Source organism: Polaribacter tangerinus (genome assembly GCF_038024095.1).
Lineage (GTDB): Bacteria > Bacteroidota > Bacteroidia > Flavobacteriales > Flavobacteriaceae > Polaribacter > Polaribacter tangerinus.
In genome coordinates this window covers 1,505,782-1,527,434 of record NZ_CP150668.1, presented here as the reverse complement: position 1 = coordinate 1,527,434, position 21,653 = coordinate 1,505,782, and the positions used below count along the sequence as shown (strand labels likewise).

Here is a 21,653-nt window from a genome sequence, read left to right as displayed (position 1 = left end):
TTAAATATTATAAAAATGATCAATTTAACAATATACTTTGGTTTTGTTAGTGGGCCACAAATAGCCATTATTTTATTGGTAGTACTTTTATTATTTGGAGGTAAAAAGATTCCTGAATTAATGAAAGGTTTAGGAAGTGGTATTAAAGAATTTAAAAATGCTTCTAAAGAAGATGATACTGAAGACAAGTTAAAAGAAAAATAATAATTTATTGGTATTCAAAAAACAAGCTCTATTTGATTAATCAAATAGAGCTTTTTGTTTACTAGAATTAAATCAATCCCCCAACTAATCTAATTCTTAGAATTAAGTTCACAAATATATAATTTTTTAATATAATTACAAAATATATTGTTTTAATTAGTATTTTATAGCAGTTCCTGAGGCAGTAACCATAAGCATACCTCCATTTGGTCCAACAGTTTCATAATCTAAGTCTACACCAACAATTGCATCTGCGCCCAATTTTGCAGCCATTTCTTCCATTTCTTTTAAAGAGGAATCTTTAGCCTCTCTTAATACTTTTTCGTAAGAACCAGATCTACCGCCAACAATATCTCTTAAACCTGCAAAAAAATCTTTAAATATATTGGCACCAATAATAGTTTCACCAGTTACGATACCTAAGTATTGTGTTGCAGGTTTATTTTCTATGGTTGGTGTAGTTGTAATTATCATTTTGTACATGCTATTCCTCTAATTTTGGTTTGTTATTTTTCATTGCTTCACCTATTTGATTACTTGCAGTGAAACTTGCTACCATATCATTTAGCATAGTACTTCCTGCTTGTGGTGAATTAGGTAATAATATTAAATTACTATTAGTTTCACTACCAATAGATTGTAAAGTATCATAATGTTGAGTTACAACAATAAGTGCAGATGCCTCTTGAGAATTGATTCCTACTTTATTTAATACTTCTACAGATTCTTCTAAACCACGGGCTATTTCTCTTCGTTGATCTGCAATACCTTGTCCTTGTAATCGTTTACTTTCTGCTTCTGCTTTTGCTTTTTCTACAATTAAAATTCGTTGTGCGTCACCTTCATATTGTGCAGCAGTTTTTTCTCTATCTGCTGCATTTATTCTATTCATAGCTATCTTTACCTGCGGATCTGGATCAATGTCGGTAACAAGTGTTCTAATGATATCGAAACCATAGTCTAGCATAGCGTCATTTAATTCAGATTTTACGGCTATTGCAATATCATCTTTTTTTACAAAAACATCATCCAACCTCATTTTTGGTACTTCGGCTCTCACAACATCAAATACATAAGAGGTTATTTGTTCATGCGGATAATCTAACTTATAAAACGCATCATATACTTTTTCACTAATTACTTTATACTGAACAGAAACCTTTAACTTTACAAATACGTCATCTAATGTTTTAGTTTCTATAATTACATCTAATTGCTGAATTTTTAAGCTTAATCTTCCTGCAACTTTATCAACAATAGGTATTTTAAGTTGTAGACCAGATTGGCGAATACTTTGAAATTTACCAAATCGTTCTATAATAGCAGCAGTTTGTTGTTGAACCATAAAAAAAGCCGCAAAAACAAGTATTCCAATGATTATAATAAAAGGTACAAAAGGTATCATATTTATGAATTTATTAAGGGTTAATAATGTATGTAGGTAAATGTACTAAAATTATATGATTTTTTTATACTCGTTCTTTTATGGTTTTCTTAAAAAAAACAGCTCTTTTAAAATTTTAAAAGAGCTGTTTTAGAGATACTATTATGGTTTAAAAATTATAAATTTTTAGTAGCATTTTCTATTCTAGTAATGGTTTCTTTTTTACCTATCATAGCAATAATATCAAATAAATGTGGTCCTGCTAGTTTACCTACTAAACTTAATCGTAGTGGCTGCATTACTTTTCCAAAACCAATTTCTTTAGAACTAATCCATTCTTTTACTTGTTTTTCTGTATTTTCTGATGAAAAATCTTCTATAGTATTTATAATAGTAACAAGCTCAGTCATTAATTCTGAGGTTCCTTCTTTCCAATTTTTTTTAACAGCTTTTTCCTCATAATTAGTTGGGGTTTCAAAAAAGTAGCTAGAAAGTTCCCAAAAATCTTTTACAAATACAGCTCTTTCTTTTATTAGAGAAACTACTTTTTTTACGAATTCTTTATCTTTTTCCACACCTTTTTCTTTTAAGATAGGTAGGTATAAAGCTGTTAATTCTTCATCGTTTCTCGTTTGCATATATTGTTGTTGAAACCAACTTACTTTTTCTGGGCTAAATTTAGCACCAGATTTACTCACTCTTTTTAAGTCGAATTCTTCAATTAGATTTTCTAAGGTAAATAATTCTTGTTCCGTTCCAGGATTCCATCCTAAGAAAGCCAACATATTTACAAAAGCATCTGCAAAATAACCATCTTCTTTATAACCTCTAGAAACTTCTCTAGTTTCTAAATTTTCATAGGCTAACGGAAATACCGGAAACCCTAATTTATCGCCATCTCTTTTACTTAATTTTCCTTTTCCTACTGGTTTTAAAAGCAACGGTAAATGAGCAAATTTTGGAGTTTCCCACTCAAATGCTTCATATAATAATACATGTAAAGGCATAGAAGGTAACCATTCTTCTCCTCTAATTACATGGCTAATTTTCATGAGATGATCATCTACAATATTTGCTAAATGATAGGTTGGCATTCCATCTCCTTTAAATAAAATTTTATCATCTAAAGTATTGGTATTTATACGGATTTCACCTCTTATTTCGTCTTTTAATTCTAAAATTCTGTCTTGTGGTGTTTTAAAACGAATTACATAATTCTCGCCCGCATTTATTCTACTTTCCACCTCTTCATTTGTTAATACTAAAGAGTTTATTAAGTTTCCTTTTTCTCTGTTATGCCAATTATAAATAAATGTTTTTCCAGCAGCCTCGTGTTGTTTTCTATGTTCATCTAAAGCCTCAGAAGTGTCGAAACAAATGTAAGCCCGACCAGTATCTATAAGTTTGTTGGCATATTTTTTATAAATTTCTTTACGTTCAGACTGTTTGTATGGTCCAAATTTTTCGTTTTTATTTGGTCCTTCATCAAATGGTATATTACACCAGTTTAAAGCATCTATAATATATTTTTCTGCATTTGCTACATACCTTGTTTGGTCTGTATCTTCTATTCTTAGCACAAATGTGCCTTGGTGTTTTTTTGCAAATAAATAGTTATACAAAGCTGTTCTTACACCGCCAATATGTAAAGGTCCTGTTGGACTAGGTGCAAAACGTACACGAACATTAGATTCCATTTTTTTTATTTTAAAGGTGCAAAGATAGTTTTTAAAAAAGAGAATAGAAATGCCACTTTTAAAAATATAATTTTCTTTAAAAATTCATTTAACAAAAAAGTAGTTGATATTTCTGTAAGAAACAGTATTTTTATGTGTTATATGAGTACATTTTTACAAATAGAAGAAAAATTACATCAGTTTATAAAAAAGTATTATTTAAACGAACTGATAAAAGGAACATTATTGTTTTTTTCTTTTGGTTTATTATATCTTATTTTTACTTTATTTGTAGAACATTTTCTTTGGTTAAACTCCTTTTTTAGAACCGTATTTTTTTGGTTATTTGTTTGTGTTGAAAGTTTTTTAGTGATTCGTTTTATTGCTTTTCCAATTTTTAAACTATTAGGTATTCGAAAAGGCATTTCTTTAGCAGATGCATCTTCAATCATTGGAAGTCACTTTTTAGAGGTTAATGATAAATTATTGAATATTTTACAATTACAATCTTCTCACAACCAATCCGATTTACTTTTAGCAAGTATCGAACAAAAATCTAAAGAATTGCAACCAATTCCGTTTCTTAAAGCAATAGATTTTAAAGAGAATACTAAATACCTAAAACTTGTATTTCTTCCTATAGTTATTGTCCTTTTAGTTTACCTTACAGATAAAGTAGAGGTATTTACTAAAAGTTTAAATAGGGTGGTTAATTATACACAAGTTTATCAACCACCAGCTCCTTTTAATTGGAAACTTCAAAACACCTCTTTAGAAGTAATTCAAGGAAAATCGTATACTGTTTCTTTTGCGGCTCACGGAAAAGTTATGCCATCAGAAGCACAGATTTATTTTAAAAATCAGGTATATTATTTAGATCAATTATCTGATGGTAGTTTTTCATACACATTTACCAATGTTCAAGAGTCTATTGATTTTTTTATTGCTGCAAACACTGTTTTTTCTGATAACTTTACCCTTAATGTAATAAAAACACCTACCATTCAAAATATATTTCTCCGAATTTCTTACCCTAATTATTTAAAAAAACAACCAGAAAAACTCTTAAACACATCCAATATAGTTGTACCAGAAGGAACAAAAATAACATGGAATGTAGAGGCTATTCATACCGATTCAATTACCTTTTCTTCAAAGGATAGTTTTCATCATTTTATAAAACGTAACGATACCACTTTTACTTTTTCGAAACGCTTATATTCTCCAATTAAATATGAAATTAGTTCCTCTAATACTTCGTTAAAAAACTTTGAAAAATTACAATATTCTATTGGCGTTGTTAAAGATGAATATCCTACTATTTCCGTTCAAACGAATATTGATAGTATATCGAGAGGTTTTGCACAGTTCGGCGGACAAGTTTCCGACGATTATGGACTTACAAGGTTAGAATTGGTGCATTATGCAGCTACGAATCCATTGGATAAAAAAGTGTATCCGTTATCGGTTAACAATAGTACTATTCAAAACTTTTTTTACTCATTTCCTGAAGGATTGTCTCTAACAGAAGGAACCAATTACGAATTCTTTTTTCAGGTTTTTGACAATGATGCTGTAAATGGCCCTAAAAAATCCATTTCTAAAATCTTTAATTATCGCCTAAAAACCGAAGAAGAATTGTCTGATGAGCTGTTAGAAGAACAAAAAAATTCTATTAATAATTTACAAAACTCCCTTAATCAACAACAACAAGAACAACAATCTTTACAGTCTCTTAAAAATGATATTCAGCATAAAAAAAGACTGGAATGGAATGATAGAAAAAAGATTGATAAATTTTTAAATAGACAAGAGAAGTATACTAATATGATGGAACGTCAGACAGAAAAACTTCAACAAAATTTAGAAGATATTAAAGAAGCAACATCAGATTTAAAAGATAAAAAGGAAGTATTACAGCAACGTTTAGAAGAGTTTAAAAAATCTGCCAAAGAACAAAAATTACTAGAAGAATTATCTAAAATGGCAGACAAGCTAGACAAAGAAAACTTGTTACAAAAAGCCAAGCAACTTGCACAACAAAATAAGCAAAGAGAAAGAAGTTTAGAACGTATGTTAGAACTTACCAAACGTTTTTATGTAGAACAAAAAGCTATGCAAATTGCTAATAAATTAAAAGATCTTTCTAAAAAGCAAGAAAAGTTATCATTGTCTGAAACTCCAGAAATTGAAAAACAAAAAGATATTTCTAAAACGTTTACTCTTTTGAAAAATGAACTATCTACACTTTCTAAGGATAATGAAAAGTTAAAGGAATCTATGGAGATACCAAACTTAGATTCTGACAAAGAAAAGATTGATAATTCTCTTAAATCAGCGGAACAAAGCTTAAGCACTAAGGAAGCAAAAAAAGCTAAAATGAGTCAGAAAAAGTCTTCTGAGCAGATGAATAAAATGGCCTCTAAATTAGAGAATGCAATGATGGAGATGCAGGGTGAAACTATTCAAGAGAATATGGAAGACCTCCGAAACATTTTAGAAAATCTAGTTACTTTTTCATTTAAACAAGAAAACTTAATGAATCGTTTTTCAGATTTGTCAACTACTCATCCCGATTTTGGTTCCTCATTAAAACGTCAGCATGACATTCGTACTTATTTTCAGCATATTGATGACAGTTTATATGTGCTATCGATGCGATTACCTAAAATTTCTATCACAATACAAGACAATTTATCCAATACTCATTATAATTTAGAAGCTGCTTTAGACAATTTCTCCGAGAATAGATTTTCTAACGGAATTTCTAATCAACGCTATGTTATGACTTCAACGAATAAATTAGCAGATTATTTAAGCAACACCCTTAACGGTATGCAAAATGCTCAAATAAAGCCAGGTAAAGGAAAGGGAAAAGGTCAAGGATTTAGTTTGCCAGATATTATAAAAAAGCAACAAAATTTAAATAAAAGTATGCAAAAAGGCTCCAGTAAAGGTGACAAAAAATCACCAGGAGAAGAAAAAGCTGGTACTTCAAAACAAGGTAAACAAGATAACAAAGGTAACGAGGGTAATAATAGTAGAAGTGGATCAGGAACTAAGCCTGGTTCAAATACTATTAATACCAAAGAAGGGAATTCTAATGGTTCAGAATCTGAGTCTGATCAAGAATTATTTCAGATTTACAAACAACAAGCACAATTAAGGCAAGCATTAGAAAACGCTATTAAGGAAGGGGCAATAGACAAAGGTTCGAAATCTGGTTCTATGGCAAAAAAAGCATTAAAAACTATGGAAGAGTTAGAGAATGATATTCTAGAAAGAGGTTTTTCATCACCTTCTTTTAATAAAATGAACTTACTAGAATACCAATTATTAAAGTTAGAAACAGCTTCTAAAGAACAAGGTTTCGATTCTAAAAGACAATCTATTTCGAACAAAAAAACTTCTATTGGAAATTCTGTTAAAGCGCTTAATTTTAAAAAGCAGTTTTTTAATGAAATTGAAATTTTAAACAGACAATCATTACCTTTGCACCAAATTTATAAAGTAAAAGTGCGTAATTACTTTTCTGAACAAAAGAACGATTGATTTATGATTACATTTAATTACGAAACAGATTTTTCAATTGATAAATCGGATGTTCTACAGGCTTGGATTTCTAGAGTTATCGACAATCACGGTTTTGAGCAAGGAGAAATTAATTATATTTTTTGTGACGATGATTATCTGCATAAATTGAATGTACAATTTTTAAACCATGATACGCTTACAGATATTATAAGTTTCGATAATTGTCTTGGAAACTTAATTAATGGCGATATTTATATTTCTGTAGATCGTGTAGCAGATAATGCCACAACGTATAATGTGTCATTTGATAATGAGCTACACCGTGTTATGATACATGGAGTGTTACATTATTGTGGTTTTAAAGATAAAACAACTAAAGAACAAGAGCAGATGACTATCGAAGAAAACGCCGCTTTATCAATATTAAATTATTGATTTTCAATTAATTAAAATACAAGTTTCACGTGGAACTATTCAATTATGAGTTTATTTTCAACAACATTTGATGTTATCGTGGTCGGTGGAGGTCACGCAGGTAGTGAAGCTGCTGCAGCAAGTGCCAATATGGGTGCACACACATTACTTATAACAACCAACTTACAAAACATTGCACAAATGAGTTGTAATCCTGCTATGGGCGGAATTGCAAAAGGTCAAATTGTACGAGAAATTGATGCTTTGGGTGGATATAGTGCAATTGTTACAGATAAAACGGCTATACAGTTTAAAATGCTCAATAAATCGAAAGGCCCTGCAATGTGGAGTCCGAGAGCGCAATCCGATAGAATGCAGTTTGCAGAATGTTGGCGAACAATGTTAGAGCAAACACCTAATTTAGATTTTTATCAAGATTCTGTTAACGGCTTATTGTTTGAAGGAGATGTTGTGGTTGGTGTTAAAACTGCTTTAGGTTTATCCATTAAAGCAAAAACTGTTATTATTACCGCAGGTACATTTTTAAATGGTTTAATTCATATTGGTGATAAGAGTTTTGGAGGAGGAAGAGCAGGAGAAGGTGCTTCTACAGGAATTACAGAAGACCTGATTAAAAAAGGTTTTGAAGCAGGAAGAATGAAAACAGGTACCCCGCCAAGAGTAGATGGTAGATCTTTAGATTATTCTAAAATGGAAGAACAACCAGGAGACAATGAAACAGAAAAATTTTCTTATTTACCAACCTCTAAAGCACTTACAAATCAGCGTTCTTGTTACTTAACTTATACAAATAAAAAGGTTCATGATTTGCTAAGAGAAGGTTTCGATAGGTCTCCAATGTTTAATGGAAGAATTCAGTCTACGGGTCCAAGATATTGCCCTTCTGTAGAAGATAAGATTGACCGTTTTGCAACGAAAGAAAGACATCAAATTTTTGTTGAACCCGAAGGTTGGACTACCGTAGAAATGTATGTAAATGGTTTTTCTACTTCCTTGCCAGAAGATATACAAGACAAAGCTATTCGCGCAATTGCTGGTTTCGAAAATGTAAAGTTTTTACGTTACGGATATGCTATTGAGTATGATTATTTTCCACCAACACAATTAACACATTCCTTAGAAACCAAACGTATCAAAAATTTATTTTTTGCAGGTCAAATTAATGGTACTACAGGTTATGAAGAAGCAGCTGCACAAGGTTTGATGGCCGGCGTTAATGCAGCTCTAAAAGTAAAAAACAAAGAACCTTTTATTTTAAAAAGAAACGAAGCCTACATAGGAGTTTTAATTGATGACTTAATTACAAAAGGTACAGAAGAGCCCTACAGAATGTTTACCTCAAGAGCAGAATATAGAACTTTGTTAAGGCAAGATAATGCCGATTTAAGATTAACACCCATTGGTTATAAATTAGGTCTCGCATCAAAAGAGCGAATGGATAGGGTTCAAAAAAAGCAAGAGAACGCCGATCTATTAATCGACTTTCTTCAAAAAACGAGTGTTACCGAAAATGAAATTAATCCTATTTTGGCTTCAAAGAATTTGGCTCTGATTAATCAATCTATGAAGTTGTATAAGATTGCTTCTAGACCACAGTTAAATTTTTCTGATTTCAACGGATTGACAAAATTAACTACTTTTTTAAAGGAAAATAATATCGATAAAGAGGCTATCGAACAAGCTGTTATTCATTTAAAATATTCTGGCTATATAGAAAAAGAAAAAAATAATGCAGACAAACTTAATCGCTTAGAAAATGTTATTATTCCAGATTCTTTTAAGTATGAAAAAGTGAAATCATTATCTTTTGAAGCAAGAGAAAAGTTAAATAAAATTAGACCAACTTCCATTTCTCAAGCAAGCAGAATTAGTGGTGTTTCGCCAAGTGATATTTCTGTTCTTTTAGTGTATATGGGTAGGTAAAAAGTTTTAAAAAAAAAGCAATGTTCCTCGTGGAACAAATTAAAATAAATATCAAAAATTGGACGATAATAAAAATCTTTATTCAAACTTAACACATTTCCTTTCTTGTAAAGATTATGCTTTTTCTAAAGAAAATTTTGAACTTTATTATCATTCAAAATACGATTTTTTAGCTACGAAGCCAGTTCCGAAAAACTTAGCAGAATATTATAAAAGCGAAAATTATATTTCCCACACAGATAGTAAAAAATCTTTTTTAGATAAGATTTATCAAATCGTAAAAAATTATACTTTAAAGCAAAAATTATCTTTGATTAATTCTTTTCAAACAGCACAAAAAACTATTTTAGATGTTGGAGCAGGAACAGGAGATTTTTTAAAAGTTTGTAAAAGTAATGATTGGAAAATATTCGGAATCGAGCCAAGTTTAATTGCTAGAGAGTCGGCTCAAAAAAAGGGTCTTTTTTTAAATGAAAATACAACCGAACTATCTGGTAAAAAATATGATGTAATTACTTTGTGGCATGTTTTAGAACATGTACATAATTTACAAGATTATACGCTAACTCTAAAAAACCTTTTAAAAGAGGATGGAAAATTAGTAATTGCTGTACCCAATTATAAAAGTTATGATGCAAATTATTATAAAGAACATTGGGCAGCATTTGACGTACCACGACATGTATGGCATTTTTCTCAAAAAAGCATACAGTTGCTTTTTTCTGATGTTTCTATGGAAGTAGAAAAAGTACTTCCAATGAAATTTGATGCATTTTATGTTTCCTTGCTTAGTGAAAAATATAAGAGAAGTAAAATGAGTTTTGTAAAAGCAGTTTACAGAGGTTTTATTTCAAATTTAAAAGCAAAAAGGACATCTGAGTATTCTTCTCTCATATACATAATCAAAAATAAAAAATAACACCTTTTAAGCTGTTTTAAAACCGTTTTTGTGTTTTTGATATGATTATATATCAAAAATATTTAAAACCTTTTAAAAACGGTTATTTCTAAGCCGTTTTTAATAACTTTTTGTAATAGAAATATTTTTTACTATAAGAATTAGTTATTTAATAAAAAAACAGCAAAAACAGTTAATGTAAAATATACAGTTAACGACATGGCGCCTTGATAATCTTTTGCTAGCCGTTGACCGATTAATAAAAAAAGTAGCACTATTGCAGAAACTTGTGTTCCTAGTAATGCTATTTCTTTTTTTTCAGAGGTATACAATTGATAAATCCCAAATAGCATTAATGTGGAAGCCAAAACTTCTAATATCAATAAAACAATTAGTAATTGTGAAACATATTTTTGTAGCGGAGAGCTTTTAAAATGTGCTTTAATAAAAGTTACATTTCCTTTAAAGTCTGTAATTTTTTCAAAACTTGACATTACATACGTAATGCTTAAAAAAGTAAGAATTAAAACTTCTGCAGGAAAATTTGATAGAAAACGCATGTGTTATTTTGTGTAAGTGTTTAAAAAACAGCTACATATAGTTATTTTTTATAATTTTATCTACAATAGTCTGAGCTAGCTTTTCTTTACTTTCTATGGTCCATCCTGCAATATGTGGCGTAAGAATTACATTATCTGAACGTATTAAATATTCAAAAGCGTGAGGTAAATCATTTGAAGTAAATAGGTTTTCAAAAGAGGAATTTTCATATTCTAAAACATCTAATCCTGCTCCTTTTATTTTACCCTCTTTTAATGCTAAGACGAGATCATTCGTAACAACAGCGCTACCTCTTGCAGTATTTACAAGCCAGATATTGTTTTTAAATTTTCTGATAAACTCTGTATGTATCATTTTTTTTGTAAGAGGTGTTTCTGGTGTATGTAAACTTACAATAGTAGCCTCTTCTTGGAGTTTTTTTAATGATACTTGTGTGGCATTTTCATCTCCTACATTTGGTTTAATATCATAGCAAAGTACTTTTACATCGAAACCACGAAGTTTTTTTGCAAACGATTTTCCCATATTCCCATAACCAATTAAGCCTATTGTATTTCCGTCTAGCTCTAAACCTCTATTTTCTTCCCGTAACCATGTACCTTCTTTTACCTCCTTATCCGCTTTATTTAGTTTGTTAAACAAAGACAAAAGCATTGCTAACGAATGTTCTCCAACAGCGTTTCTGTTACCTTCAGGAGCTGCAATTAGGGCTATATTTTTCGAAGAAGCAAAATCACAATCTATATTTTCTAGTCCAGCGCCAACACGAGCAATAAACTTTAAGCGAGATGCTTTTTTAATAAATTCTTGATCAATAGAAAAACGACTTCGGATAACTATTCCGTCATACAAATTAATTTTTTTTATAACGTCTTCTTTCGAAGATGTATAATCTTCATCATTGGTAAAACCAGCATTTGTCAGTTGGTTTATAAGCAACGGATGATTAACATCTAAATGAAGAATTTTAAACATGCTAGTATTGTTCTTTTTCATTCGGAAAATCACCACTTTTTACATCCGAAATATAGTTTTTAAAAGCTCCGGTCATGTCTTTAAACAAATCTAAATACCTTCTTAAAAAGCGAGGATGAAATTCATGCGTCATTCCAATCATATCATGCGTAACCAACACCTGACCATCAACTCCGTTACCAGCTCCAATACCAATAACTGGTATGGTTAGTGCATCAGCAACTTTTTTGGCCAGTTTGGCAGGTACTTTTTCTAAAACAAGTGCAAAACAACCAATACGTTCTAACATTAAGGCGTCTTCCATAAGTTTTTCTGCTTCTTCTTCCTCTTTTGCTCTTACGGTGTAGGTTCCGAATTTATAAATAGATTGTGGCGTTAATCCTAAATGTCCCATAACAGGAATCCCAGCATTTAAAATCCGTTTAATAGAATCTTTAATCTCTTTTCCTCCCTCAAGTTTTATCGAATGACCACCAGATTCTTTCATGATTCTAATTGCAGAACGCAAGGCTTCTTTGGGATCAGATTGATAACTTCCAAAAGGCAAATCTACAACAACCAAACAACGCTCTATACCTCTTACTACAGAGCTAGCATGATAAATCATTTGATCTAAAGTAATTGGCAAAGTAGTTTCGTGGCCCGCCATAACGTTCGATGCAGAGTCTCCTACAAGAATAACGTCAATTCCGGCACTATCAACAATTTTTGCCATCGTATAATCATACGCAGTTAACATAGAGATTTTTTCTCCATTAGCCTTCATATCGACTAAAGACTTTACAGTAACTCGCTTATATTGTTTTTTAGCAACAGACATAGTAAATATTTTAATTTGTGGTAAAAGTAATAAATATGTAAAGATATCGCATACATTAAAATAGAAGTCCTTTTATTTTATTGAATACATAAATGCATTGTTAGGTAAATAAAATAAAGCATTATATTTGAGCTTTCAATAAACAAATGGGGGCTAAAAAACATAGTTTAGAGGTTAATAACTGGATAGATAATTATGCAGATTATTTATACAACTACACAATTACGAGAGTAAACGATGCCGATGTTGCTAAAGATTTGGTTCAAGAAACTTTTTTGGCAGGTTTAAAATCTGCAGATAATTTTTTAGGAAAGGCCTCTGAGAGAACTTGGCTGGTATCTATTTTAAAAAGAAAAATAATAGATTATTATAGAAAGATAAATTCGAGAAAAGGGCAAGCAGAAGTTCGCATTAATTTTCATGAAAGTGGCGATAATGAAGGAAGCTGGTTAGAGGAGAGAGTTCCGCAAAATTGGAATGATACTTCGAGTAGTTCCATTGAGAATGAAGAACTAAAAGAACAGCTAGAAAAGTGCATTAATGCGTTGCCAGAAAAGTATGCAATGGTGTTTAGAATGAAAACTATTTTGGAGTACGAAACGGAAGAAATTTGTAAGGAGTTAAATATTAGTTCGTCAAATTTGTGGGTGATGATTCACAGAGCCAGAACGCAACTAAGAAAATGTATGGAAGATAACTGGTTTAATAAGTAAAAGATGTTTAAAAAGTTTACAATTAGTTGCAATCAAGCAACCACAATATGTGATAAAAATCAGTACGGTGAGGCTACCTTTACTGATAAATTAAAACTAGGGATTCATTTTTTGAGCTGTAAAATATGCAGTCTTTATACGAAACAAAACGGACTTTTAACTACTTTTTATAAAGGGTATGCTAAGAGTTGTAAAGACGTTAAGCACTGTATGCCAGAAATAGAAAAAGAGCAATTAAAACAGCTTCTCGAAAAAAATAAATAGTACTAATAAGTATTATTAAAGCGGAACTTTTTTAATAAAGTTCCGCTTTTTTGTACTTTTGGAATTACTTTTTATCAACAAAAAAATAGTTAAGAAATATGCATTTTTTACCAGAAAAAATAGATAATTATGTTTTGGCACATTCACAAGAAGAGCCAACAATATTACAAGAATTAACTAGAGAAACTTGGCAAAAAGTATTAAACCCAAGAATGTTAAGCGGTGCTTTTCAGGGTAGAGTTTTAGCAATGATAACAAAAATTCAGCAACCAAAAAATATTCTAGAAATAGGTACTTATACAGGCTATGCAACCTTGTGTTTTGCAGAAGCAATGCCTGCAGAAGGAAACATAATTACGATTGATAAAAATGAAGAACTTCAAAATTTGCAAAATAAATATTTTGAAAAGTCTGGATACCGACATCAAATTAAACAATATATTGGCAATGCTTTAGAAGTGATACCTACTCTAAAACAGAAGTTTGATATGGTTTTTATTGATGCCGATAAGTCAAATTATGAAAATTATTATCATCTTATAATCGATAAAATGAATAGTGGAGGTATTATTTTATCAGACAATGTTTTGTGGAGTGGTAAAATAGTAGAAGAATTAGATCCGAAGGATAAAGATACCGCAGCTCTTTTAAGGTATAATAAATTGATAAATTCAGATGAAAGAGTAGAAACAGTATTGCTGCCAATAAGAGATGGTTTAACAATAACTAGGGTGAAATAATAAAACTATAATTGCCTTTTTATAGGCCCAGTAAAATCATCTATATTATCTTTAACAGCATTAATTTCTTTATGAATATCTTTTGTAACGTCTGTATCTAAACCGTGTTTTTCAGAACTGTCTTTTATTTCTCTTTTTATATCGTTGGTAGCATCTTTAACCTGGCGGATTCCCTTTCCTAAACCTCTTGCAATTTCAGGAATTTTATCTGCGCCAAATAACATTACCACAATTAACATGATAACTATAATTTCTGGTCCACTAATAAACAACAGTGTTACATTCATAGTACAAAGATACTGAGTTATTTTAAGAAATAGAAAAACAATTATTTTATTAAGTTTTTTTTGTAGCTTTATAAAAAATCAAATATGTTATTCATTTCTTCTTTTCAGGTTATTATCCTAATTATTTTACTACTTGCTTTGGTAATAACAGCTCTTGTTTTTGCCTCTAGAAGCACTAGTAATTTACGTTTTTTAATATGGGGAGCGGTTATTTTATTTGTGCCAGTTGTGGGTGCTTTGGCATGTATTATCAATTATTATACAAGTGATAGAAAAGTAAAAATCAACAAAATTTAGTGTATTATGAAAAAGAAATTACTTTTAATTTTAGTTGCTGCTATTCCTGTTTATAATTTTTTTTCTTGGGTTTTTATTTACAACAGCAGTACATACAAAAATCAATAAGATCGAGTTACCGCTTTCAAAGGGTTCTTTTTTAATTTAATAGAAAATGTTACGCTAATAATTGTATTAAATATCTTACTTTCTATAGTGGGAATTTTACTGATTTTACAAAACTATTCTAAACAAAAAAATCTACACAAAGTAATTACAAGCATACTAGGTTTGTTACTTGTATTTATTTTGGGCTTTAATTTAGTGAGCCTGTTGTAAATATTATTTTTTTTGAAGCATGCGTTTAATCTCATTTAACTTCATTAGTGCTTCAATAGGCGTTAGTGAATCTATATTTGTGGCTAAAATTTCTTCTCTAATATTTTCAAGCAAAGGATCGTCTAACTGAAAAAAACTAAGTTGCATTTCAGTATGTTGTTCTTGTTTTAAGGCCTCTTTAACCTCACTTTTTTTAGTGTTTTCTTCTAGCTTGTTTAGTATTTTATTTGCTCTATGAATAACCGTATTGGGCATTCCTGCAAGTTTAGCAACATGAATACCGAAACTATGGTTAGAACCGCCAGCAACAAGTTTTCGCAGAAAAATAATAGTGTTTTCTAGCTCTTTTACAGATACATTAAAGTTTTTTATCCGTTTAAAACTAGTGGTCATTTCATTTAGTTCGTGGTAGTGAGTTGCAAAAAGAGTTTTTGGTTTTGATGGGTGTTCGTGTAAAAATTCGGTAATCGCCCAAGCAATAGAAATTCCGTCGTAGGTAGAAGTGCCTCTTCCTATTTCGTCTAATAAGACCAAACTACGATCGGAAATATTATTTAAAATCGAGGCGGTTTCATTCATTTCTACCATAAATGTAGATTCTCCCATAGAAATATTATCACTAGCACCAACACGTGTAAAAATTTTGTCTACCAAACCAATTTTTGCATTTTGCGCAGGAACATAACTACCCATTTGTGCCAGTAAAACAATAAGTGCTGTTTGTCTTAAAATAGCAGATTTACCAGACATGTTTGGTCCGGTAATCATAATAATTTGTTGCATATTTCTGTTTAAAACAACATCATTTGCAATATAGGATTGGTCTATAGGTAATTGTTTTTCAATTACAGGATGACGTCCGTTTTTTATCTCTAAATCGGTACTTTCATCCATTATTGGGCGAACATAATTATTTGCTATTGCAAGAACAGCAAAAGAATGTAAACAATCAATTTTTGCAATTATTTGAGCATTTTCTTGAACTATTTGTACAAAACCGATTACATATTGTAGTAGTTTGGAAAATATTTCTTGCTCTAATTGACTTATTTTTTCTTCTGCTCCTAAAATTTTTGTTTCGTATTCTTTTAACTCTTCTGTAATATAACGTTCTGCGTTTACTAAAGTTTGCTTACGAATCCATTCTGTTGGAACCTTATCTTTGTGCGTATTTCTAACTTCTATATAATATCCAAATACATTGTTGAAAGCAATTTTGAGACTGTGTATTCCGGTACGTTCAGTTTCTCTAGCCAACATATTATCTAAATAACTTTTACCAGACTTAGAAATGGCTCTCAAATCGTCTAATTCTTTGTGAATTCCTGTGGCAATAACATTTCCTTTGTTCACATTTACAGGAGCATCATCAAATAAAGTTTCAGTAATTTTATCAACTAATTCTTTGCATGTGTGTAGCTGTTTGCCTAGCTCTTTTACCACACTGTTATTGCTTTTTTCAGCGGCAATTTTAATGGGAATTATAGCTTTTAAAGAATCTTTTAAAAGCACAATTTCTCTTGGTGATGCCTTGCCCGTTGCTACTTTAGAAATTAACCTTTCTAAATCGGAAATTTGCTTTAATTGATAACTTACAATTGTAGAAAAATCATCAGAATCTATAAAAAACTTTACCAATTCATGACGCTTTTTTATAGCATCTAAGTTTTTTAATGGTAGTGCCAACCAACGTTTTAACAATCGGCCACCCATTGGTGATATGGTTTGATCTATAATATCTAAAAGAGTAACGGCATTTATAGAATTTGGGTTGTAAAGCTCTAGGTTTCGTACCGTAAAACGATCCATCCAAACATAATTATCTTCAGCAATTCTACTAATATTCTGAATGTGTTTTAGCTGATTGTGCTGTGTTTCAGATAAATAATAAAGAACTGCTCCACCAGCAATTATAGCATTTTTTAAATCTTCTACACCAAACCCCTTTAGGTTTTTAACCTCAAAATGATTTTGTAAAATTTCATTTGCATAAGTGGCGTTAAACACCCAATCATCTAAATAAAAAGTGTAATATCTGTTTTCAAATAATTCTAAAAACTGTTGTTTGTGTTGTTTTTGAACCAACACCTCACTCGGAGAAAAATTTTGTAATAATTTGTCTACATATTCGGTATTTCCCTGAGCCACCAAAAACTCTCCTGTAGAAACATCTAAAAAAGAAATACCTAATAGATTTTTATTAAAATGAACAGCGGCTAAGAAATTATTTGTTTTAGATTGTAACACCTCATCGTTTAAAGAAACCCCCGGAGTAACCAACTCTGTAACGCCTCTCTTTACTATTGTTTTGGTCATTTTAGGGTCTTCCAACTGATCGCAAATAGCAACACGCATTCCGGCTTTTACCAACTTTGGTAAATAGGTATTTAAAGAATGATGCGGAAAACCTGCCAAAGCTGTTTCAGTATCGCTACCAGCACCTCTTTTTGTAAGTGTAATTCCTAAAACATGGGCTGCTTTTTTGGCATCTTCTCCAAAGGTTTCATAAAAGTCTCCTACACGAAATAGCAACATAGCATCAGGATATTTTTTCTTGATTGCATTGTATTGTTTCATTAAAGGAGTTACCTTTTTTGCTTGCTTTTTTGCCAAGTTTTAAGAAATTTTAAATTAGTTTTGCGAAGATATAAAATATAGTTGTTAGTGATTCATCGCGTAAATATAACCTTACATCAGTAACAAAAATAGGCATATTTTAACAATGTGAGAAATGAGAAAACTTAAAAATATTGAACTTAACAGAATTTCTGTAGATGAGTTTAAAGCAGTAAAAAAAACACCAATTATAGTGGTACTCGATAATATTAGAAGCTTAAACAATATTGGTGCTGTTTTTAGAACAAGTGACGCTTTTTTGATAAAAAAAATATATTTATGTGGCATTTCTGCAACACCACCAAATAAAGAAATACATAAAACTGCCTTGGGTGCAACAGAATCTGTTATTTGGGAATATGCCGAAAGTACACTTTCTGTAGTACAAAAACTTAAAGCAGCAAACATTCAGGTTTTAGCTATTGAGCAAGCAGAGAATAGCACCAAACTAGATACTTTTTTTCCAGAAAAAGAGGTAACCTATGCAATTGTTATGGGCAACGAGGTAAAAGGCGTACAACAAGAAGTTGTAGATGCTTCTAATTTGTGTATCGAAATTCCGCAATTAGGCACAAAACACTCTTTAAACATATCGGTAACAACCGGAATTGTTTTGTGGGATTTGTTTCAAAAAATGAAACAATTATAAAGAGCAATTGTCGTTAAAAATTACCTGTTTTATCTGTCAACTCTAAATCTTTGTTAAAAGAATAACCAACATTTAATAGTTCTTTTACAACTCTCTTTAAAACCTTACATTTGTTTCTTTTAAAATTAGACTTTATACCTGTATGGAAATATTTATAAAAGCATCTCAATTTATATTGAGTTTATCATTATTAATTGTTTTACACGAGCTAGGGCATTTTATTCCAGCGAAATTATTTAAAATAAAAGTAGAAAAGTTCTACCTTTTTTTTGACTATAAGTTTTCTATACTTAAGAAAAAAATTGGAGATACCGTTTATGGTATTGGTTGGATTCCTTTAGGCGGATATGTAAAAATTGCTGGTATGATAGACGAAAGTATGGATACCGAGCAAATGGCTTTGCCACCAAAACCATGGGAGTTTCGCTCTAAACCAGCATGGCAGCGATTAATTGTTATGTTAGGTGGGGTTTTTGTAAATTTTGTTTTGGGTATTTTTATTTATATCATGCTAATGTATGCTTATGGAGAGAAATACTTGCCAAATGAAAATGTAAAAGACGGTATTTGGGTACAAGATTCACTAGCCGTAAAGTTAGGTCTTCAAACGGGAGATAAAGTATTGACTGTAGACGGAGAAAAAGTAAAGAAATTTTCTGAACTTACATTAGAGTTTATAAACGGAAACAGCTATCAAATAGAAAGAAATGGAACTATTTTAGATAAAGAAATTCCAGAAGACTTTATTTCTCAATTGATGGACAGAGGAAAAGATGCAGGAGCATTTTTGTTTCCTAGATATCCATTTGTAATAGCTGGTGTTCAAAAAGACTCCTTAAACGCAACAGCCAATATTTTACCAAAAGATATTGTTACAGCAATAAATGGCACTCCAATTGTGTATTATGATGAAGCTAAAAGCGAGTTTGCAAAGCACAAAGGCCAAGAAATTTCTATTACCGTAAAAAGAAACGGCACCTTACAAGATGTTCCTGTAAAAGTGTCTAGCTATGGTAATATAGGAGTTGTTTTTGGAGGCACTTCGTTTAACGATTTAGAGAAATTAGGTTATTACAAACTAGCTAATAAAGAGTATTCTTTTGCAGAAGCAATTCCTGCTGGTTGGAGTAAATCTTGGAAAACACTTACTGATTACGTAAAACAGTTAAAAAAGATTTTTAACCCAAGTACCGGTGCTTACAAAGGTTTGGGTGGTTTTATATCTATTGGGAGTATTTTTCCTGACGAGTTTAGTGCAGAGTCTTTCTGGAATATTACAGCATTTCTCTCTATTATGTTAGGTTTTATGAACTTATTACCAATACCTGCATTAGATGGCGGACATGTAGTTTTTACTTTATGGGAAATGATTACAGGAAGAAAGCCAGGAGATAAATTTTTAGAGTATGCGCAAGTTGTTGGTTTTGTGTTATTAATTGCACTATTACTTTTTGCCAACGGAAACGATATTTTTAGACTTTTTAATTAAGTTAATAGTCAATCTTTATTTAAAAAAAGTGTACTTAATCAGTACACTTTTTTTGGTTTTTAACCCCAATGTTAAATTAATGTTATGTAAATGTTGGATAATTGTTATTAATTATTTATATTTGAAGTGATAATAATTTTTTAAACACTATATATCATGAAGAAATTAGTAACAATGGCTATCTTTTGTATTGCTGCAATTGCATACTCGCAAGAAGTAAAGCCAACATTTAAGGCAGATGGAAATTTAGTGAAAGCTACTTATTATTATGAAGATGGTAAAGTGAGCACAGAAGGTTATTTTAAGGATAAAAAATTAACCGGAAAGTGGATACGCTACAATAAGCAAGGAGAAAAAACACAGATGGCTTTTTATAACGAAGGAAAAAAAGTAGGAAAGTGGTTTGTTTGGAAAAAAGACCAATTACAAGAGATTACTTACAAAGACAATACAGTTGCAAGTGTTAATGTTTGGAAGCCAAGCGTAAGAGTAGCGGTTAATGATTAATTAATTTTTATAGTATAATAACTATAATATAACTCTAAAAGAATTGTTCTTTTAGAGTTATTTTTTTGTTTTTTAATAACTCTTCTGAGTGGTTTTTAGCTAGTAACTTTAGCTCTAGGTATATATTACCACGTTTACCATATCAAAACCAATTTTATGGTATTATAAGATCTTTAAGATTATAATAGAGTAAATAAAAAAGGTCTAAAATTATAATTTTAGACCTTTTTTAGTAATTGTTTGTGTGGTATTATTCTACCAATAAAGAAAACGGAATATTGTAGCTTACACCAACTGGTTTCCCTCTTTGTCTACCAGGCTTCATTTTAGGTAACATTTTCATTACTCTAATAACCTCCGACTTAATTTTTGGGTGTGGCGCTCTTGCTTGTACATTTACAATATTACCCTCTCTATCTATTTTAAAACCAATAAATACTCTTTTTTTACCAGAAGAAAGACCTAGTTCATTTGGTAGTTCTGCATCAAACTTTCTAGAAAAGTGCTTTTGAACCATTCTACTAAAACAGTCTTTTAACTCTTTTTTGTCTCCCTTACAGCCAGGGAAAACAGGAGAATCTTCAATAATCATAAAGTTTACATCTTCTACTACTTCTTCAGCTTCTGCAATTTCTACAATTTCCTCCACTTCTACAGCCTCTGTTTCATCTGTTTCTGTAGATTCAATTACAGTTTCTTCAACCTCTTTATCATCTTCTACAACTTCTATAACTTCTGGCGCTGGTGGCGGTGGAGTTTTTGGCTTAACTGGCTCAGCTCTTTCTGTAATAGGAATTTCTTCTTCCATTTGAGCCATCATGTTCACGACTCCTAAATCTCCTATTGATTTGTCATAGGTTTTCTTTTCTATTGCAGCATAGGTTACAAATAATGCTAAAACTAAGCCTATTTGCATAAATATTTTGCTGTAATTCTCTAAATTCGATTTCGGGTTTTTCTTTATTTCCATTGTAAAGATTATTTAATAGTTCGCTAATTTAACTAAATTATTGATTTATATACAAGTCTTTCTGTTAATTATATGATTTTTTTTTAGAATACTTATTAAATACAAGTAAACCAATTAAAATTCCAATTGTATTTGCTACAACATCTAGCACATCTCCAGTTCGGTAACTAGTTACAGTGTGTTGTAAAACTTCAATAATCATACCAAAAACAATACAAAGTAAAACTACAATAAATTTTTTAATTCTCTTTTTTGTACTTACTAGCCACGATAAAGACAAACACAAATAGGCAATACAATGCTGAATTTTATCTAAATGCCCAAACTTAATGGTTACATTTAGTTTGGGCATTTTTATAAGACTTAAATAAACTACAGCTATAGTTATAGCAA

General features: G+C 30.7%; 22 protein-coding genes. 12 read left to right on the top strand and 10 right to left on the bottom strand.

All coding sequences use genetic code 11. The features are described from left to right. Nucleotides 1–15: 15 nt before the first annotated feature. Nucleotides 16–204, top strand: coding sequence for a twin-arginine translocase TatA/TatE family subunit (gene tatA, locus WHD54_RS06660; RefSeq protein WP_088324183.1), 189 nt, complete (start codon nt 16–18; stop codon nt 202–204). A gap of 156 nt (nt 205–360) precedes the next feature. Here tatA and WHD54_RS06655 read toward each other — a convergent pair whose 3' ends face one another. The 3 genes from WHD54_RS06655 to gltX all read right to left on the bottom strand — a co-directional run bounded on the left by WHD54_RS06655 (nt 361) and on the right by gltX (nt 3,285). After that, nucleotides 361–678, bottom strand: coding sequence for a heavy metal-binding domain-containing protein (locus tag WHD54_RS06655; protein ID WP_088324342.1), 318 nt, complete (start codon nt 676–678; stop codon nt 361–363). Nucleotides 679–688: 10 nt separating this feature from the next. Then, nucleotides 689–1,609 (bottom strand): SPFH domain-containing protein, encoded by a 921-nt coding sequence (locus tag WHD54_RS06650; RefSeq protein WP_198943159.1) that lies wholly within the window; start codon nt 1,607–1,609, stop codon nt 689–691. Nucleotides 1,610–1,764: 155 nt separating this feature from the next. After that, complete coding sequence (gene gltX, locus WHD54_RS06645) at nt 1,765–3,285, bottom strand: glutamate--tRNA ligase (protein ID WP_088324184.1); 1,521 nt, start codon at nt 3,283–3,285, stop codon at nt 1,765–1,767. A gap of 141 nt (nt 3,286–3,426) precedes the next feature. On the opposite strand from gltX, the gene WHD54_RS06640 reads away from it, so the two are divergent. From WHD54_RS06640 to WHD54_RS06625, 4 genes are read left to right on the top strand one after another with little or no spacing between them, the layout of a single operon-like run. After that, nucleotides 3,427–6,816, top strand: coding sequence for a DUF4175 family protein (locus tag WHD54_RS06640; RefSeq protein ID WP_088324185.1), 3,390 nt, complete (start codon nt 3,427–3,429; stop codon nt 6,814–6,816). 3 nt (nt 6,817–6,819) lie between these two features. Next, a complete protein-coding gene (ybeY, locus tag WHD54_RS06635; RefSeq protein ID WP_088324186.1) occupies nt 6,820–7,233 on the top strand; it encodes an rRNA maturation RNase YbeY in 414 nt (137 codons plus the stop codon). A gap of 45 nt (nt 7,234–7,278) precedes the next feature. Beyond that, nucleotides 7,279–9,156: a tRNA uridine-5-carboxymethylaminomethyl(34) synthesis enzyme MnmG gene (gene mnmG, locus WHD54_RS06630; protein WP_088324187.1), complete on the top strand. Its 1,878-nt coding sequence runs from the start codon at nt 7,279–7,281 to the stop codon at nt 9,154–9,156. Between the two features lie 58 nt (nt 9,157–9,214). Then, a complete protein-coding gene (locus WHD54_RS06625) occupies nt 9,215–10,075 on the top strand; it encodes a class I SAM-dependent methyltransferase (protein ID WP_088324188.1) in 861 nt (286 codons plus the stop codon). A gap of 140 nt (nt 10,076–10,215) precedes the next feature. On the opposite strand, the gene WHD54_RS06620 is transcribed toward WHD54_RS06625, so the two are convergent. From WHD54_RS06620 to panB, 3 genes are read right to left on the bottom strand one after another with little or no spacing between them, the layout of a single operon-like run. Then, nucleotides 10,216–10,614: a DoxX family protein gene (locus WHD54_RS06620; protein ID WP_088324189.1), complete on the bottom strand. Its 399-nt coding sequence runs from the start codon at nt 10,612–10,614 to the stop codon at nt 10,216–10,218. Nucleotides 10,615–10,645: 31 nt separating this feature from the next. Further along, on the bottom strand, nt 10,646–11,590 hold the full coding sequence (locus WHD54_RS06615) for an NAD(P)-dependent oxidoreductase (RefSeq protein ID WP_088324344.1): 945 nt from the start codon (nt 11,588–11,590) through the stop codon (nt 10,646–10,648). 1 nt (nt 11,591) lies between these two features. Beyond that, entirely contained in the window at nt 11,592–12,410 is an 819-nt protein-coding gene (panB, locus tag WHD54_RS06610) for a 3-methyl-2-oxobutanoate hydroxymethyltransferase (protein ID WP_088324190.1), read from the bottom strand. A gap of 146 nt (nt 12,411–12,556) precedes the next feature. On the opposite strand from panB, the gene WHD54_RS06605 reads away from it, so the two are divergent. The 3 genes from WHD54_RS06605 (at nt 12,557) to WHD54_RS06595 (ending at nt 14,127) form a co-directional block, all read left to right on the top strand. Next, on the top strand, nt 12,557–13,123 hold the full coding sequence (locus WHD54_RS06605; RefSeq protein ID WP_088324191.1) for a sigma-70 family RNA polymerase sigma factor: 567 nt from the start codon (nt 12,557–12,559) through the stop codon (nt 13,121–13,123). Between the two features lie 3 nt (nt 13,124–13,126). After that, nucleotides 13,127–13,387 carry a hypothetical protein gene (locus WHD54_RS06600; RefSeq protein ID WP_088324192.1) on the top strand — a complete coding sequence of 87 codons (261 nt, stop codon included), beginning with the start codon at nt 13,127–13,129 and terminating at the stop codon, nt 13,385–13,387. 98 nt (nt 13,388–13,485) lie between these two features. After that, the gene (locus WHD54_RS06595) at nt 13,486–14,127 is read left to right on the top strand and encodes an O-methyltransferase (RefSeq protein WP_088324193.1); all 642 of its coding nucleotides are present in this window, start codon (nt 13,486–13,488) and stop codon (nt 14,125–14,127) included. Nucleotides 14,128–14,132: 5 nt separating this feature from the next. Here the strand turns inward: WHD54_RS06595 and WHD54_RS06590 are convergent, their stop codons facing one another. Continuing rightward, entirely contained in the window at nt 14,133–14,414 is a 282-nt protein-coding gene (locus tag WHD54_RS06590) for a Sec-independent protein translocase subunit TatA/TatB (RefSeq protein ID WP_088324194.1), read from the bottom strand. Between the two features lie 84 nt (nt 14,415–14,498). Here WHD54_RS06590 and WHD54_RS06585 point away from each other — a divergent pair, with 84 nt between their 5' ends. Continuing rightward, nucleotides 14,499–14,711 carry a hypothetical protein gene (locus WHD54_RS06585; RefSeq protein ID WP_088324195.1) on the top strand — a complete coding sequence of 71 codons (213 nt, stop codon included), beginning with the start codon at nt 14,499–14,501 and terminating at the stop codon, nt 14,709–14,711. A 321-nt stretch (nt 14,712–15,032) separates the two neighbouring features. On the opposite strand, the gene mutS is transcribed toward WHD54_RS06585, so the two are convergent. Next, entirely contained in the window at nt 15,033–17,642 is a 2,610-nt protein-coding gene (gene mutS, locus WHD54_RS06580) for a DNA mismatch repair protein MutS (protein ID WP_088324196.1), read from the bottom strand. A 118-nt stretch (nt 17,643–17,760) separates the two neighbouring features. On the opposite strand from mutS, the gene WHD54_RS06575 reads away from it, so the two are divergent. The 3 genes from WHD54_RS06575 to WHD54_RS06565 all read left to right on the top strand — a co-directional run bounded on the left by WHD54_RS06575 (nt 17,761) and on the right by WHD54_RS06565 (nt 20,290). Further along, the gene (locus WHD54_RS06575; RefSeq protein WP_088324197.1) at nt 17,761–18,294 is read left to right on the top strand and encodes a TrmH family RNA methyltransferase; all 534 of its coding nucleotides are present in this window, start codon (nt 17,761–17,763) and stop codon (nt 18,292–18,294) included. A gap of 142 nt (nt 18,295–18,436) precedes the next feature. Next, nucleotides 18,437–19,783 carry an RIP metalloprotease RseP gene (rseP, locus tag WHD54_RS06570; RefSeq protein ID WP_088324198.1) on the top strand — a complete coding sequence of 449 codons (1,347 nt, stop codon included), beginning with the start codon at nt 18,437–18,439 and terminating at the stop codon, nt 19,781–19,783. A 156-nt stretch (nt 19,784–19,939) separates the two neighbouring features. Next, nucleotides 19,940–20,290 carry a toxin-antitoxin system YwqK family antitoxin gene (locus tag WHD54_RS06565; protein WP_088324199.1) on the top strand — a complete coding sequence of 117 codons (351 nt, stop codon included), beginning with the start codon at nt 19,940–19,942 and terminating at the stop codon, nt 20,288–20,290. Between the two features lie 250 nt (nt 20,291–20,540). On the opposite strand, the gene WHD54_RS06560 is transcribed toward WHD54_RS06565, so the two are convergent. Both WHD54_RS06560 and WHD54_RS06555 read right to left on the bottom strand, forming a co-directional pair. Then, nucleotides 20,541–21,260 carry an energy transducer TonB gene (locus WHD54_RS06560; protein WP_088324200.1) on the bottom strand — a complete coding sequence of 240 codons (720 nt, stop codon included), beginning with the start codon at nt 21,258–21,260 and terminating at the stop codon, nt 20,541–20,543. A 64-nt stretch (nt 21,261–21,324) separates the two neighbouring features. Continuing rightward, nucleotides 21,325–21,612, bottom strand: coding sequence for a VanZ family protein (locus WHD54_RS06555; RefSeq protein WP_340766588.1), 288 nt, complete (start codon nt 21,610–21,612; stop codon nt 21,325–21,327). Nucleotides 21,613–21,653: the final 41 nt, after the last annotated feature.